Origin of the sequence: Rhodococcus sp. H29-C3 (assembly GCF_030063405.1) — a bacterium.
GTDB lineage: Bacteria > Actinomycetota > Actinomycetes > Mycobacteriales > Mycobacteriaceae > Rhodococcoides.
In genome coordinates, this window is record NZ_JASITC010000003.1 from 369,089 (window position 1) to 383,327 (window position 14,239).

The following is a 14,239-nucleotide window of genomic DNA, read 5'->3' on the forward strand; positions in this document are numbered from 1 at the left end:
CGCATACTGGATCAATGCCTGAGCTGCCCGAGGTGGAAGCGCTCGCCGGGTTCCTGCGCGCACACGCGGTAGGGGCCGTCATCGGCCGGATCGACATTGCCGCACTGAGCGTCCTCAAGACATTCGATCCGCCCGTCACCGATCTGCAGGGGCGTGATGTCACCGATGTCGCCCGGTTCGGCAAACACCTTGGGTTGCAGGCAGGCGACCTGTGGTTGATCACGCATCTCTCGCGTGGTGGCTGGCTGCGCTGGACAGACAAGCCGAGTGCCGCGCCGCCGAGGCCGGGCAAAGGCCCGCTCGCGCTACGAGTGCACTTCTTCACTCTCGAAGGGCTGACGCCTGCGATCGACTTGACCGAGGCAGGCACCAAGAAACGCATGGCAGTGTGGGTTGTCCACGATCCGCGCGAGGTCCCGGGCATCGCCCGCCTCGGTCCCGACGCGATGGACGTGACCGAACCGGAGTTCGCCGACATTCTCGGCCGCACTACCGCGCGTCTGAAGACGGCCCTGGTAGATCAGTCGCTCATCGCCGGGATCGGAAACGCATATTCCGACGAGATCCTGCATGTGGCGAAGCTGTCCCCGTTCGCCTCGGCCGGCAAACTCGACGCCGAAGCAGTGTCGGTGCTGTACCGGTCGATGCGAGAGGTTCTCGCCGACGCCGTGGCCCGCTCCGAAGGGCAGGACGCCGCACGACTGAAGGGCGAGAAGCGGTCCGGAATGGCTGTGCATGCCCGGACTGGTTTGCCGTGTCCGGCGTGCGGCGACCCGGTTCGCGAAGTGTCCTACGCCGAGCGATCGTTCCAGTACTGCGCGACATGTCAGACGGGCGGCAAGATTCTTGCCGACCGTCGGATGTCGCGACTTCTCAAGTAGCGGCGCTGAACGGTTCGGTCATCTGGCTGGCGTATCCGCGGTAGCCCTCCCATGCGAGCCGACGGTCGCGTCGGGGATCGCGCTGCACGCGTGTGCGGACGTCGAAGATCATCGTTTCGCGAGTGGCCTCGGAGTATTTGGGCCATGACTCCTTCGGTGCGCCGGTGGTTGCGAAGTGCAGCCACTGCGACTGCACTTGCTCGGTGACGGCAGCCCAGGCCGAGCGGCCTCCGGGAATCGTCATCAACTTTCCGACCATCGTGTCGTTGAGCCCGAACACTGCAGACATCTCGAATCCGTGCGTCGCATCGAGTCCGAGCCACCGCATAATTCTCGGCGCAAAGTCGAAGCGGTAACTGTAGGTCGATGCGTACTTCGAATGTGCTTCGGCAACCTCCAACGAAGGCTTCCAGAAGGTGAAGTCCCCGCCTAGGTCGATCGCGGCGTCGGCGTCGGGATAGCCGGGGTAGCCCTCGGTGACTGCAGCTTTCGCCGCCGGATCGGTAAGGGCGAACAGCTTGTCGATGCGTTCGGGGTTCGTCGGCAGTGCATCGAGGATCTTGGGAAACAGTGTCGCCTCGCGGCTGTTCGTGCCGATGATCAGCGGTACTCGGTGTGCAGTGCCCTCGGTATAGGCCTCGAGCGGATTGCACGGCAGAAAGTCTCCGTCGACTACCGGACCGAACGGGTGTAGGCCGGGGGTTCGTTCGAAAACTGCCTTGGCGAGCCGGTTTCCGGCACGGCCGAACTGGGCGACGTCGGCCGTGTCCAGTGTGTGCGCAGCATGCGCGGCATCACCGCCGAGATGACCTAGGAACTCCTTCGCCCACGAGGTCGCACGCTCGTGCGTCGCGACGAGACCTGGCGCCGAACTCTCCGAAATGGCCTGCCTGAAAAGCCCTTTGGCGGCCGGTGTCGCGAGAAGGGTGGTGACGGCGTTAGCGCCCGCCGATTCACCGAAGACCGTCACATTGTCGGGATCGCCGCCGAACCGACCGATGTTGCGCTGGACCCATTCGAGCGCAGCCACCTGATCGCGCAATCCGAGGTTCGAGTCGAACTGCCGCTCAGGCGTCGAGAACTGGGTCATATCCAAGTAGCCGAGGGCCCCGAGACGGTAGTTGATCGACACATAGATGATGCCGTCGCTCTCCCGTAGCGACCGGCGTACCAACGAGCCGCCGACGTACAACGGCGTCGCTGAGCTACCGAGGGTATAAGCACCGCCGTGAATGAACACCATGACCGGCCGCGGCTTTGCGCTCGCTGCAGCGGGGGCCAGCACATTGAGGTTGAGGCAATCCTCGCTTACCGGCTGGTACTTGTTGATGGAGAGCCTGGTGTACGCCTTGTTCTGCACAGACGCGTCGCCCCACTCGGTCGCGTCTCGGACGCCCTCCCACGCAACGGTCGGCTGCGGCGCGCGTAGGCGCAGTAGTCCGACGGGCGGTGCCGCGTACGGGATGCCGCGCCACGTCAGCAGTTCTCCCAGCGACTTGCCTTGGATGACGCCGTCCACCGTGGTCACTCTGGTATTCGCTGACATGCACCGAGTGTACAAACGTAACGTTACCGAGGGGTAGGAGTGGAGAATAGGGGAATGGTTTTCCACTACCACGCCGAGATCGTGCAACTTCTCGTATCTCCTGCCCATGCGTACTTCGGTCGTTCGAAGGACGGCCCGGCGGCGGACGTGTCCACCGAGCTGGTCGACCGTGTCGAGATCGTTGCGAACAAGGGCATTCGAGGGGATCGCTTCTTCGGGGTGAAAGCGCACACCGAGGCCGCGGTGACGTTTCTTGCAGCGGAAGCGTGGGAGGCGGCCGGTGACGTGCTCGGGACGGACATGCCCGATCCCTCCGTGGCCAGGCGCAACGTGGTGATACGCGGCGTCGAACTCGATCGGCTGCGTGGCATCGAGTTCGAACTCGATTCGGGCGAAGGCAGGGTTGCATTCCGAGGAGGTAGGCCCGCACATCCGTGTTCATGGATGGATTCGATGGTGATCGACGGCGCCCGGAAAGCCTTGATCGGCCGCGGTGGCCTGCGGACCGAACCGCTGAACGACGGGGTTCTGCGTGTGGGTCCGGTGACCCTGCACTCCCCGGTGGAATTGGATGCGGCAAAGGCGTCGGCGCAGGTGAAACGAGCCCAACCCCTGCGATAGATTCCTTGGGGAGTCATCTGCGGACCCGCACGTGAATTCGCGTTCGACGAAAGGGAGAACATGTTGCCGCTCAGTGGTGTTCGCGTCCTCGAGCTCGGAAACTACATTGCGGCACCCACCGCGGCCAGGATGTTGGCCGACTTCGGGGCCGAGGTCATCAAGGTCGAGCGCCCTGGGACGGGCGACGAGCTCCGCAACTGGCGGCTCTACTCAGGAACAACCTCGATGCTCTATCGGACGATCAACAGGAACAAGAAGTCGATTGTGCTCGATCTCCGCACCGAGCAGGGGCGTCGGGACGTCATCGACTTGGCGGAGAAATGCGACATCGTGTTGGAGAACTTTCGGCCGGGCACGCTCGAGAAGTGGGGGCTCTCGCCCGAAGTGCTCAGTGCGAAGAATCCCGACTTGATCATTACCCGCATTTCGGCGTTCGGGCAGACCGGTCCGATGTCCGATCGCCCAGGTTTTGCGGCAGTCGCCGAGGCATACGGCGGATTCCGGAATCTTGTGGGCGACGCCGATCGGCCGCCGGTCCGCGTCGGAGTCTCCATCGGTGACTCCATCGCCGGGCTGTACGCGGCGTTCGGGTGCGTCATGGCGCTGTTTCAGCGACAGAATACGAAGTCGGCGTTGTCGTTGTCTGAGCGTTCCATCGACGTCGCACTCAACGAATCGATTCTGTCCATGATGGAATCGCTCATTCCCGACTACCTCGCCTACGGCGTCGAGCGTGGGCGAGTCGGTGGCCGGATGGAAGGCATAGCGCCGTCGAATGCGTACCCCTGCAACGACGGTCATTCGATCATCATCGCGGGCAACGGAGATGCGATCTTTGCGCGCTACATGGCGACGATCGACCGCCCCGACCTCGGCGCTGATCCGGAGCTGTCCTCGAATGCCGGCCGTTGGAGCAGGCGCGATGAGTTGGATGCAGCTATCTCGGCCTGGACCGGCCTGCATTCGCGCGAGGACGCATTGAGGATTCTCGACGAAGCAGGCGTACCGTCCGGTCCGATCTACACCGCAGCGGACGTCGTCGCCGACGAGCAGTACAAGGCGCGTAACATGATTCAGAACTTCGAGGTGGACATCGGTGAAGCGGAACCGGCCGAGGTGGGATTCGTCGGAATCGTGCCCGTGATCGGTGAGAAATCGATTCCGATCCGCTCAGTCGGTCCGGACCTCGGCGAGCACACCAGAGAGGTGCTCTCGACACTTCTCGGTAGGACCGAAGAAGAGATGGGACTCTGATGTACCAGTTCGCTCCATCGGCGCAGCTGCGCGATGTCACGATGCGAGATGGGCTCCAGCTCACCGGCAAGATGCTCTCCACCGAACGGAAGCTGGAGGTGATCCGGCAGCTGCTCGCTCTCGGAGTGCCAGAGCTCGAGATCGGGTCGTTGGCGCGCGGCGACAAGGTGCCACCCATGGCCAACACACTCGAGGTGGTGGCCGAGCTCACCGCCGAGGAACTTGATACCTGCTGGGTATGGGTCGCCACTGCGCGCCACGTCGAGAAGGCCGCGGCAGCCGGAGCCCGCAACTTTCAATACTGCTTCTCGGCGTCGGACGCGCACAACGAAGCGAATATCGGACGCAGCACCGAGGTCTCACTGGCGGCGATGCCGGACGCGATCGAGATCGCGCGATCGGTCGGCGGGCAGATCGAGCTGTGCATCGCCACTTCCTTCACCTGTCCGTTCGACGGGCCGATATCGGAGGATCGAGTGCTCGATATCGCCCGCGACGAGCGAACCGACGGCGCAACGGACATCGTCATCTGCGACACCCTGGGTCAAGCAGTGCCCGCCCAGGTAGGTTCGCTGATTTCGCGCGTCGTTGCAGAGACCCCGCAGCGGCGCATCGTCTTTCACGGGCACGACACGTGGGGTCTCGGGGTCGCGAACACGCTCGCCGCTATCTCCGCGGGAGCCGCGCTTGTCGACGGCTCTCTCGGAGGGCTGGGCGGTTGCCCGTTCGCTCCCGGTGCCAGCGGTAACACCTCGAGTGAGGACATACTGTTCGCGACCAGACCGGACTGGCTGACTCCCGCTACCCTGGCAGTCATGGTGGAGATATCTGAACAGCTGTTGATCGACCTCGGAGAACCCATGGGTTCCAAGACGGTTCAGGGTGCGCGGTCGCGTCAGCCCGGTCGTGCTCCCGCGTTCGAGTGGGTCGTATGAGAAAAATTTTGGTCACCGCGCCGATTCCCGCGCCTGGGATGGACATTCTCGCTGGGGCAGGCGAGGTGGAGCTGCTCGCCCTCGACCACGACGGGCTGGCCGAACGCTGTGCCTCGGGCGAGTACAGCGTCGTGGTGTCACAGTTGAGTGATCGGTTCGACCGCGAGCTACTTGCCTCGGCGAACATCACCGGCATCTCCAACTACGCGGTCGGGTACGACAACATCGACGTTGCAGCGGCAACGGAGCAAGGTATCACCGTCGCCAATACCCCTGGGGTGCTGACGAATTCGACAGCGGACATTGCGCTACTTCTGATGCTGTCGACTGCCAGGCGTGTGATCGAGGCCGATAACTTCGTTCGATCCGGCGCATTCACCGGATGGGAGCCCGAGCTGATGCTCGGCACCGACGTGTCCGGGCGGGTGCTCGGTCTCGCAGGCTTCGGCCGCATCGCGCGCGCTACCGCCCGTCGGGCCCTCGGATTCGGCATGACGGTCCAGTTCTGTCCGCGCCCGCCGTCCGACCGTGAGGTGACCGACGGCGAACTGGGAGAGTTCGCCGGCCGCGTCCAGCACGTATCGTGGGACGAGCTGGTGACGACGAGTGACTTTCTGTCGCTGCATGTTCCGCTCACCGCCGACACCCATCACCTCGTCGATGCGTCGACGCTGCGGGCGATGAAGAGCTCGTCGATTCTGATCAACACTGCCCGCGGTCCGGTGGTCGACGAGGTTGCACTGGTTACTGCTCTGCGCGAAGGCGTCATCGGTGGCGCGGGACTCGACGTGTACGAGAACGAACCGAGGCTGGCACCCGGTCTTGCCGGATTGCCCAATGTAGTACTCCTACCGCATGTCGGAAGTGCCACGGTATCGGTGCGATCGGAGATGGCCCGGCTCTGTGCCGAGAATGCGGCGGCGATGGCCAACGGCGCCCCACCTCCGCACCCGGTGAATTCTCCAGTCCCGATGTGATCGAGGAAAAAGGGGCGTAGCTTCTTACCTTCACAGAAGTTCGGAGACGCATGAACGAGCGGCGCACACTCACCACCGGTCGCGTGGTGTTCCTCGTCGTCGCAGCAGCAGCGCCGATGGCTGCCATGATCGGAAACGTTCCCTTGGCGCTCATTCGAGGAAACGGGGCGGGGCTGCCTGCCGCATTTGCAGTCAGCGGCATTGTGCTGCTGTGTTTCTCGGTCGGGTTCGCGGCGATGAGCCAGCAAGTGGTCAACACGGGCGCCTTCTATACCTACGTCGGGCTTGCGCTCGGTAAACCGCCGGGTGTCGCAGCTGCGTACGTCGCGGTGCTCGCGTACACCTCGCTCGCATGCGGACTGGCCGCGGCATTCGGATACTTCACCCACCTCGTGGTCCTCGACTCCGGTCTCGACGTTCCGTGGTGGGCCTTCACCGCCGTCGCCGTCGCCATCGTCGCCTGTCTCGGGTTTCGTAACGCCGATCTGTCGGCGAAGGTGCTCGGTACGTTGATGGTGGCGGAATTCGCGTTCCTGACGGTGTTCGACGTTCTCGTTCTCGGACAGAAGGGTACGGCTGCCCTCCCTCTCGAATCGTTTGCTCCCGCACAGATATTCTCCGGATCGATCGGCATAGCGATGATGTTCGCATTCTCCAGCTTCATCGGATTCGAGTCCGCCGCACTGTACGGGGAAGAGACGAAAGATCCTCGACGCAGCATTCCTCGCGCGACGTATATCGCCGTCTCGACCATCGCGGTGTTCTATGTGCTGACCAGTTGGATCATCGTCGGTGCCGCCGGAGGTCTCGACGCGCCGGCGATGGCACAGACCGAACTCGGGAATCTGCTGTTCGCCTTGGCCCAGGAATACGGTGGAACGATCCTCTACGACGGCACCGCAGTGTTGCTGTGCACCAGCGTTCTCGCGTCGTATCTGGCAGTGCACAATGCCGCGAGCCGGTATCTGTTCGCACTCGGTCGTGAACGAGTGCTACCGGAGGTTCTGGGGCGGTTCCATGCAGTGCATTTCAGCCCGCACGTCGGCAGCGTGACCGTAACGGCCGTCAGTACGTTCGTACTCCTCGTATTCGCAGTCGTGGGAGCCGATCCCTATCTGGTGGTGGCAGCGGGCGCAATCGGTCTCGGCACGTTGGGAATCATCGCGTTGCAGGCGGCGGCCGCATTGTCGGTCGTGGTTTTCTTCTGGACGCGTCCGGACCGGTCGATGGTGCGCACGGTCATCGCTCCGGGAATCGGGTTCGTCGGCTTGGCGACGGGATTGATTCTGGCTGGAACCCATTACAGCACTTTGACCGGATCCGATTCCATGGTCGTCAACGCCATCCCGATTGTCCTGATCCTTGCCGCGATCGCCGGGATCTTCGTCGCGCTGAGAATCCGGCGTCGAGACGCGGAGGCCTATGCAGGTATTGCGGCCGCATCCTTGCGCTGACGGCTACTCGCGGCGCGATTCGAGCAACCGGAGCCACACCTCACTGACGGTCGGGTATGACGGGACCGCATGCCACAGATCGTCCAGCGTCACCTTGCCGACAACGGCAACCGTTGCGGAATGGACCAATTCGGCCACCCCGGGTCCGACGAAGGTTGCGCCGACGATCACGTCGGCAGCCTTGTCGACCACCAGCTGTGCATGACCGGAATAGTCGTCCTGCTGCAGCGAAGACCCGGCGACGGCGATGTCCACACCCAGAATCTCGACGTCGATGCCAGCCTTTCGGGCTTGCTTCTCGGTCTGCCCGACCGAAGCGACCTCGAGCGCAGCGAAGACCACCTGAGGTATCTGCCCGTGATCAGCGGTAGCAGCAAACCTCTTGCCGTGCAACGGTTTTCCTTCGGCTCGCGCAGCGATGACATCACCGGCAATCCTGGCTTGGTACTTGCCCATATGCGTCAGCGGAGCGCGCCCATTGATATCCCCGGCGGCGTACAGCCACTCGGTGCCTGCCACGGACAGATGGTCATCGGTGTCGACGTACTTGCCATCCGCCATTCCGACGACGGAGAGCCCGAGGTCTCCACTTGCCGGGCGCCGTCCCGCCGCGACGAGAATCTCGTCTGCGGTGATTATCTCGCCGTCGACTGTCAATTCGACTACTCCGCCGTGGATCTTGCCGACACCGGTGGCCCGCGCATCGGGACGCGACACGCTCGTCAACTCCGCATCGAAGCGAATCTTCGCGCCTCGCGCACGAAGTGCGTCGGCCACGAGGTCACTGGCAAACGGCTCGCCGGACGCAAGCAGGGCCGACCCGCGGACGATCATGGTCACCTCGGCGCCGAAGGACAGTAACCACGTAGCGCTCTCGCATGCCACGACACCGCCACCGATGATGGCAACTCGGGAGGGAACCTCGTGCATGTTGGTTGCGTCGCGAGATATCCACGGCAACGCGTCGCGCAGCCCTGGGGTGTTCGGGACCGATGCCGTAGTTCCCGTCGCGAGAACCACAGCGTGTCGGGCCGTCAGCGTCCGACCGCCGACGTCGACCGTCTTGGTGCCGGTAAGCCGGCCGCTTCCGCGGACGATGGAGATTCCGGAGGATTCGGCCCATTCCACCTGGGAGGAATCGTCGAGAGAATGAGTGAAAGATTCCCGACGCGCCAGCACGGCCTCCGCGTCGAGTGATCGGTCACCGATCGATTCGCGGACGCCCGGCATGTTTCGGGCGGTGTCGAAAACCTCGCCGGAACGCAGCAACGCTTTGCTCGGCATGCAGGCCCAATACGAGCATTCACCCCCGACGAGTTCGTGCTCGACGATGACTGCGGTGCGATCGCTGCCGGCGATGGCATAACTTGCAGCGTTCTCGCCGACGGGCCCGCCGCCGATCACGATGACATCGAATTCGTCAGTGCTCTTTTCGGTCATCACACCAGCGTGGCATAGGGTCGGCGGTCATGACAGGGAAGACGAGGAAGAAGATTCTGATCACCGGTGCCAGTTCGGGGCTCGGGGAGGAGATGGCCCGGCGGTTCGCAGCCACCGGCAGAGATCTCGCACTGTGCGCGCGCCGAGTCGACAGACTGGACGCGTTGCGCGAGGAACTCATCACCGCCAACCCCGGAATCAACGTTGCCGTTCGTGCACTCGACGTCACCGATCACGAGGCCGTCGTCCGCGTATTCGGCGAGCTGAAGGACGAACTTTCAGGTCTCGACCGCGTCATCGTCAATGCCGGTCTCGGTAAAGGCGCGAAAATCGGATCCGGGCGCGCGGACGCCAACCTCGCAACCGCACGCACCAACTTCGTCGGTGCGCTATCGCAGGCCGAGGCCGCACTCGAAATATTTCGCGCACAGAAGCACGGTCATCTCGTACTCGTCTCGTCCATCAGCGCGGACCGCGGTCTTCCCGGCGCGAAAGCCGTGTACTCGGCAAGCAAAGCCGGAGTTGCCGCCCTCGGTGAAGCGTTGGCCACCGAACTCGCCAAGACGGACATCGTCGTCACGACGCTACTGCCTGGATTCATTGCCACGGACATGTCCTCGAAGGCCGGCGACAACTCCTCTCTGACAGCAACTCTCGACGAGGGTGTCAGCGCGATGGTCGACGCTATCGAGAAAGAAACACGTCGCGCTGCGTTGCCAGGACTCAAGTGGCAGGGCATCGATATCGCTCTGCGTTTCCTGCCGAACAAAATTTCCAACCGGTTGGTGTGACCTACTACAGGTAGTGCTCGACCTGCTCGGCAGTGTCCACTTCTATCGGTTCACTTCTATCGCCACGATCGGGCAGTGAGTTGCCGATGCGTCAACACCGCATGCGCGCGATCGGCCAAAGTTTCGGAGGACGGAATCAACGCTGGATCGGTGCCGACGAGCGACAACGTCGACGTCCCGTTCAGCGTGGAGAGGTATGCAGACAGGATCGTGGTGGTGCGCGCCGACGGGGAGTGAGGGTGGAGCGCCCGCGTCGCCACGGTGCTCGCGCGATGGCTGCCGATGGCACCGACCGAATCGGGCAGGTCGCCGATGTTGGAACACAGGGCCGCCGCGTGCCCCGGCGCCGAGGTCAGCGCTGCTGCAGCCTGCTCGGGCAGCAGCTGGACCATTTCGGCGGGGAATCCACTCGGAGGCCCTGCGGGTGTGGTGAACGCACGCTTGCACTCGTTCTTGATCGCCGCGAGTGAATCGGTGCGTGAGATCTGAACCGTGGCCATTCCGATTCCATTGGCGCCCAGGGTGTTCGAGCGGAATGGGACGTTGATCGACACCGGCTCGTGCTGCCCGAGCGCAACCATGATCTCGGTGACGACGGAAATGAACTCCGAATTGCTCAGACGAGCCTCGATATCGAGTACGGCAGTGGTGACGGACACTTCGTGCGGGATCGCCCCGGACGAAGCTCGGACGAAGTCGCGAAGTTCGCTCCGAGCACGCCGACTGAACAGCAGGGAGGCGAGGGCTGGAACGCCAGCTTTGGTAACACGCCAGACCAGTGCGGCGGCGTCGCAGACATCGGATATCGGGTACGCATACGATTCCGGCGGGACGCTACCGGTCAAAGCCATCCCTGCCGCCTCGATCAGGCCCGCAGCATCGGCGACGACATGCGAACAGACAAGTGACAGGACGGTGCCGCCGTCGTCGGTCGATCGTGCCGAGAGCCGCCAGCTTGGGCCGGCTTCCGGATCGAGGTCGCATTCACCCTGCGCATCTGCCCAATCGAGTACCTCCGACGCTGCCAGGGGAGTGGTGTCGTACTCGAGCGGTAGTGCGTCGGAGCTCGGAGCCCAACGCCGTCGCGCGCCGGGCACAACCGGGGTGACGACCCGGCGTCCGAGTGGCCCCAACGACAGGTTGGAGTGGATCGCCGCCAGCTCGACGTGATCGACGGCGTCCTCGCTGCACCACACTCCCTGGAGCACGATAGGAATGCCGAAGCCTCGATGGGTGCGCAGAAAAATGTCGTCAATGACGGAGAGTCGGGCTGACATCACGGGTTCGGTACGCCGTGCCTTCCTGCGCCCGACGCGAACTTCTCGGCACCGGCGAGGGCATCGGCCGCCATCGAGATGGCCCCGTGCCGAAATTCGTTGACGATGGCGTCTTCTTCGCTCTTACCGTCCTGCTCCAACAGTGACATCCGATCCTGACGAAGGCAGGTCTGCGGAAGTGTGCTGAGTTGCGCGGCGAGAGCTTCGGCTTCCGCCCGTGCACGCCCCGTCGGGACCACTCTGTTTGCCAGGCCTATCGCGAGTGCTTCCTCCGCGTCGACGGCACGGCCGGTCAGGATGAGATCCATCGCGCGTGAGGCGCCGATCAGCCTCGGCAATCGCACGGTGCCGCCGTCGATGAGAGGTACGCCCCAGCGTCGGCAAAAGACCCCGAAGGTACTGTTCTGCTCCACAATTCGTAGGTCGCACCACAGGGCGAGTTCCAGTCCGCCCGCGACGGCGAAGCCGGAGACCGCGGCGATGACCGGTTTCGACAACCGCATCCGCGTCGGGCCCATCGGCCCGTCGCCGTGCTCGGTGGCGTGATTCGATCTTTCGGTGCCCAGCGCTTTGAGGTCGGCCCCAGAGCAGAACGTGCCGCCCTCGCCCCACAGCACTGCGACAGCCGCGTCTTCGTCGGCATCGAACTCTTCGAAGGCCGCGACGAGTTGGCCGGCGGTCGGTCCGTCCACCGCGTTGCGGGATTCCGGTCGTGACAGCACGATGGTGGTGACCGGTCCGGAGCGCACGATCGAAACTGACATATCTGAACCGTACTCGAGAGGGCTTGTGTGAAGCACTGAATCAGTGCTTCAATCCTTCACATGCCGTACCGCCGCACCACGGCCGTGCAAGCCAGACTCGATGCCGGACGCGCCACACTCTTCGCGTCCGCCATCGACGTACTGTCCGCGCAGGGCTACAAGGGCCTGTCGATCGCGGCGGTCGCCGCCGCGGCCGGAGTCTCCGCAGGCAGCGTATACACCCATTTCGCCAGCAAATCCGACCTCGTCGTGGCGATATTTCGTGAAGTATGCAGCAGGGAGGTCGACGCCGTCGCGGAGGCAGGTTCCACCGGCACTGTCATCGAACGAGTCACGGCCATCGTCGAGACCTTCGCCGGACGCGCCTTAAAAAACCGCACCATGGCGTACGCGTTGCTCGCAGAACCCGTCGATCGTGCAGTCGACGCCGAACGGCTCGTGTTCCGCAGGAGCTTCACCGACGCTATCGCCTGCGCAGTCGTTGCAGGGATCGCAGCGGGAGACATTCCGGAACAGAACGCCGACCTCGCGGCGGCGGGACTCGTCGGTGCCGTCGGCGAAGTCCTCGTCGGCCCACTCGGTCCGGATAGTTCCTCAGCGACAGAGCCCGACGTCGTACCCGATCTCGTTGCATTCGCCCTGCGCTCGTTAGGAGTTCGCCTTGACCGTTGAATTTCCCGTCACCCACACAGTGCTCAACCAGGTGCCTGATCTGGTGCCATACGACACCTCGGACGACGCGACCCTCCTCGAAGGACTCAGACGTGAGGGCGGAGAGTGGGCATTGAGCGAGCTTCGCGAACTCGGGGATCTCGCAGGCAGTGTCGAAGTGCAGGAATGGGGTCGGCTCGCCAACGAGAACCCTCCCATCCTGCGCACCCACGACCGCTACGGCAACCGCGTCGACGAGGTCGAGTTTCATCCGCACTGGCATGACCTGATGTCGGTCGCGGTGGCCAACGGTCTGCACGCGACACCCTGGCGGTGCGATCGCTCCGGCGCCCACGTTGCCCGCGCAGCCAAGTTCTATGCCTGGGGTCAAGCCGAGGCGGGCCACATGTGTCCGATCTCCATGACCTACGCGGCGGTACCTGCACTACGCCACAATCCAGCGTTGGCCGACCTGTACGAACCTCTGCTCGCATCAACTCACTACGATTTCGGCCTTCGCGTTCCCGCCACCAAGCGGGGGATCATCGCCGGAATGTCGATGACCGAAAAGCAAGGCGGGTCCGACGTCCGAGCCAACACCACCACGGCCACTCCGTCCTCCGACGGAACATTCGCAATCGTCGGACACAAATGGTTCACCTCCGCGCCGATGTCCGACATGTTCCTCACGTTGGCGCATGCACCCGGTGGACTGTCGTGCTTCCTGCTCCCTCGGGTACTGCCGGACGGAACCCGCAATCGGATGGTGCTCCAACGCCTCAAGGACAAGCTCGGCAACAAGTCCAATGCCTCGGGCGAACTCGAATACCAGGGCGCGACAGGGTGGCTCGTCGGCGAAGAAGGACGCGGCGTGCAGACCATCATCGAGATGGTCAACATGACCCGACTCGACTGCGTAATCGGCTCGGCGTCCGGGATACGTAACGCAACCGTCCGCGCGGTGCATCATGCCCGACACCGTTCCGCATTCGGAGTGCCGCTGATAGATCAGCCACTGATGCGCAATGTCCTGTCGGACTTGGTGATCGAATCGGAGGCGGCAACCATGGCCATGATGCGACTGGCTGGAGCCACCGATCGCAGCGCCAACGGTGATGCCGGTGAAGCCGAGTTGCGTCGAATCGCACTGGCCGTCAGCAAGTATTGGGTCTGCAAGCGTGCGCCCTCACATGCCGCCGAAGCTCTCGAATGCCTCGGCGGCAACGGCTACGTCGAAGAATCCGGGATGCCGCGGCTCTTTCGCGAATCGCCGCTGATGTCGATCTGGGAGGGCTCGGGCAACGTCGCAGCACTGGATTCGCTTCGTGCAATTGTCAAGCAGCCGGACAGCGTCGAAGCGTATTTCACCGAAGTATCGTTGGCATCAGGATCGGACTCGCGACTCGACGACGCCATCTCACGCGTCGGCAAAGAACTCTCGGACCGCTCGGACATCGAATACCGCGCTCGACGCGTCGTCGAACTCATGGCACTCGTCTTCCAAGGATCGCTGCTCGTCCGCCACGGCGATCCGGCCGTCGCCGACGCATTCTGCGCCAGCAGACTCGGTGAGGATTGGGGCGGTGCATTCGGAACACTGCCCACCGGAGTGGACACTCGGGCGGTATTGGCTCGGGTGTAAGCGAAG

The 14,239-nt window shown here is 63.5% G+C and carries 13 protein-coding genes; 9 read left to right on the plus strand and 4 right to left on the minus strand.

The features are described from left to right. Nucleotides 1–14 precede the first annotated feature (14 nt). Nucleotides 15–881, plus strand: coding sequence for an Fpg/Nei family DNA glycosylase (locus QMK32_RS09005; protein ID WP_283474412.1), 867 nt, complete (start codon nt 15–17; stop codon nt 879–881). Here the strand turns inward: QMK32_RS09005 and QMK32_RS09010 are convergent. Then, entirely contained in the window at nt 874–2,427 is a 1,554-nt protein-coding gene (locus QMK32_RS09010) for a carboxylesterase/lipase family protein (RefSeq protein ID WP_283474413.1), read from the minus strand. The genes QMK32_RS09005 and QMK32_RS09010 overlap by 8 nt on opposite strands. A 54-nt stretch (nt 2,428–2,481) precedes the next feature. Between QMK32_RS09010 and QMK32_RS09015 the strand changes: the two genes are divergently transcribed. From QMK32_RS09015 to QMK32_RS09035, 5 genes are read left to right on the plus strand one after another with little or no spacing between them, the layout of a single operon-like run. Then, the gene (locus tag QMK32_RS09015) at nt 2,482–3,048 is read left to right on the plus strand and encodes a molybdenum cofactor biosysynthesis protein (RefSeq protein WP_283474415.1); all 567 of its coding nucleotides are present in this window, start codon (nt 2,482–2,484) and stop codon (nt 3,046–3,048) included. 60 nt (nt 3,049–3,108) lie between these two features. Then, a complete protein-coding gene (locus QMK32_RS09020) occupies nt 3,109–4,302 on the plus strand; it encodes a CaiB/BaiF CoA transferase family protein (RefSeq protein WP_283474417.1) in 1,194 nt (397 codons plus the stop codon). After that, nucleotides 4,302–5,237: a hydroxymethylglutaryl-CoA lyase-like TIM-barrel protein gene (locus QMK32_RS09025; RefSeq protein ID WP_283474419.1), complete on the plus strand. Its 936-nt coding sequence runs from the start codon at nt 4,302–4,304 to the stop codon at nt 5,235–5,237. The genes QMK32_RS09020 and QMK32_RS09025 overlap by 1 nt, the downstream gene beginning before the upstream one ends. Further along, nucleotides 5,234–6,214 carry a 2-hydroxyacid dehydrogenase gene (locus QMK32_RS09030; RefSeq protein WP_283474420.1) on the plus strand — a complete coding sequence of 327 codons (981 nt, stop codon included), beginning with the start codon at nt 5,234–5,236 and terminating at the stop codon, nt 6,212–6,214. The genes QMK32_RS09025 and QMK32_RS09030 overlap by 4 nt, the downstream gene beginning before the upstream one ends. A 50-nt stretch (nt 6,215–6,264) precedes the next feature. Further along, nucleotides 6,265–7,668, plus strand: a complete 1,404-nt coding sequence (locus QMK32_RS09035; RefSeq protein ID WP_283474422.1) for an APC family permease — start codon at nt 6,265–6,267, stop codon at nt 7,666–7,668. A 3-nt stretch (nt 7,669–7,671) separates the two neighbouring features. Here the strand turns inward: QMK32_RS09035 and QMK32_RS09040 are convergent, their stop codons facing one another. Beyond that, a complete protein-coding gene (locus QMK32_RS09040) occupies nt 7,672–9,108 on the minus strand; it encodes a dihydrolipoyl dehydrogenase family protein (protein WP_283474424.1) in 1,437 nt (478 codons plus the stop codon). Between the two features lie 29 nt (nt 9,109–9,137). Between QMK32_RS09040 and QMK32_RS09045 the strand changes: the two genes are divergently transcribed. Then, the gene (locus tag QMK32_RS09045; RefSeq protein ID WP_269301069.1) at nt 9,138–9,899 is read left to right on the plus strand and encodes an SDR family oxidoreductase; all 762 of its coding nucleotides are present in this window, start codon (nt 9,138–9,140) and stop codon (nt 9,897–9,899) included. Nucleotides 9,900–9,955: 56 nt separating this feature from the next. On the opposite strand, the gene QMK32_RS09050 is transcribed toward QMK32_RS09045, so the two are convergent. Both QMK32_RS09050 and QMK32_RS09055 read right to left on the minus strand, forming a co-directional pair. Next, entirely contained in the window at nt 9,956–11,176 is a 1,221-nt protein-coding gene (locus tag QMK32_RS09050; protein ID WP_283474427.1) for a hypothetical protein, read from the minus strand. Further along, entirely contained in the window at nt 11,176–11,940 is a 765-nt protein-coding gene (locus QMK32_RS09055; RefSeq protein WP_283474429.1) for a crotonase/enoyl-CoA hydratase family protein, read from the minus strand. Before QMK32_RS09055 ends, QMK32_RS09050 begins: the two co-directional genes overlap by 1 nt. A 60-nt stretch (nt 11,941–12,000) precedes the next feature. On the opposite strand from QMK32_RS09055, the gene QMK32_RS09060 reads away from it, so the two are divergent. Beyond that, nucleotides 12,001–12,612 (plus strand): TetR/AcrR family transcriptional regulator, encoded by a 612-nt coding sequence (locus QMK32_RS09060; RefSeq protein WP_283474432.1) that lies wholly within the window; start codon nt 12,001–12,003, stop codon nt 12,610–12,612. Beyond that, nucleotides 12,602–14,233, plus strand: a complete 1,632-nt coding sequence (locus QMK32_RS09065; RefSeq protein WP_283474434.1) for an acyl-CoA dehydrogenase family protein — start codon at nt 12,602–12,604, stop codon at nt 14,231–14,233. The genes QMK32_RS09060 and QMK32_RS09065 overlap by 11 nt, the downstream gene beginning before the upstream one ends. Nucleotides 14,234–14,239: the final 6 nt, after the last annotated feature.

Coding starts and splice junctions, on each gene's coding strand:
- QMK32_RS09005 (WP_283474412.1), top strand. CDS start 15: ATGCCTGAGCTGCCCGAGGTGGAAGCGCTCGCCGGGTTCCTGCGCGCA.
- QMK32_RS09010 (WP_283474413.1), bottom strand. CDS start 2,427: ATGTCAGCGAATACCAGAGTGACCACGGTGGACGGCGTCATCCAAGGC.
- QMK32_RS09015 (WP_283474415.1), top strand. CDS start 2,482: ATGGTTTTCCACTACCACGCCGAGATCGTGCAACTTCTCGTATCTCCT.
- QMK32_RS09020 (WP_283474417.1), top strand. CDS start 3,109: ATGTTGCCGCTCAGTGGTGTTCGCGTCCTCGAGCTCGGAAACTACATT.
- QMK32_RS09025 (WP_283474419.1), top strand. CDS start 4,302: ATGTACCAGTTCGCTCCATCGGCGCAGCTGCGCGATGTCACGATGCGA.
- QMK32_RS09030 (WP_283474420.1), top strand. CDS start 5,234: ATGAGAAAAATTTTGGTCACCGCGCCGATTCCCGCGCCTGGGATGGAC.
- QMK32_RS09035 (WP_283474422.1), top strand. CDS start 6,265: ATGAACGAGCGGCGCACACTCACCACCGGTCGCGTGGTGTTCCTCGTC.
- QMK32_RS09040 (WP_283474424.1), bottom strand. CDS start 9,108: ATGACCGAAAAGAGCACTGACGAATTCGATGTCATCGTGATCGGCGGC.
- QMK32_RS09045 (WP_269301069.1), top strand. CDS start 9,138: ATGACAGGGAAGACGAGGAAGAAGATTCTGATCACCGGTGCCAGTTCG.
- QMK32_RS09050 (WP_283474427.1), bottom strand. CDS start 11,176: ATGTCAGCCCGACTCTCCGTCATTGACGACATTTTTCTGCGCACCCAT.
- QMK32_RS09055 (WP_283474429.1), bottom strand. CDS start 11,940: ATGTCAGTTTCGATCGTGCGCTCCGGACCGGTCACCACCATCGTGCTG.
- QMK32_RS09060 (WP_283474432.1), top strand. CDS start 12,001: ATGCCGTACCGCCGCACCACGGCCGTGCAAGCCAGACTCGATGCCGGA.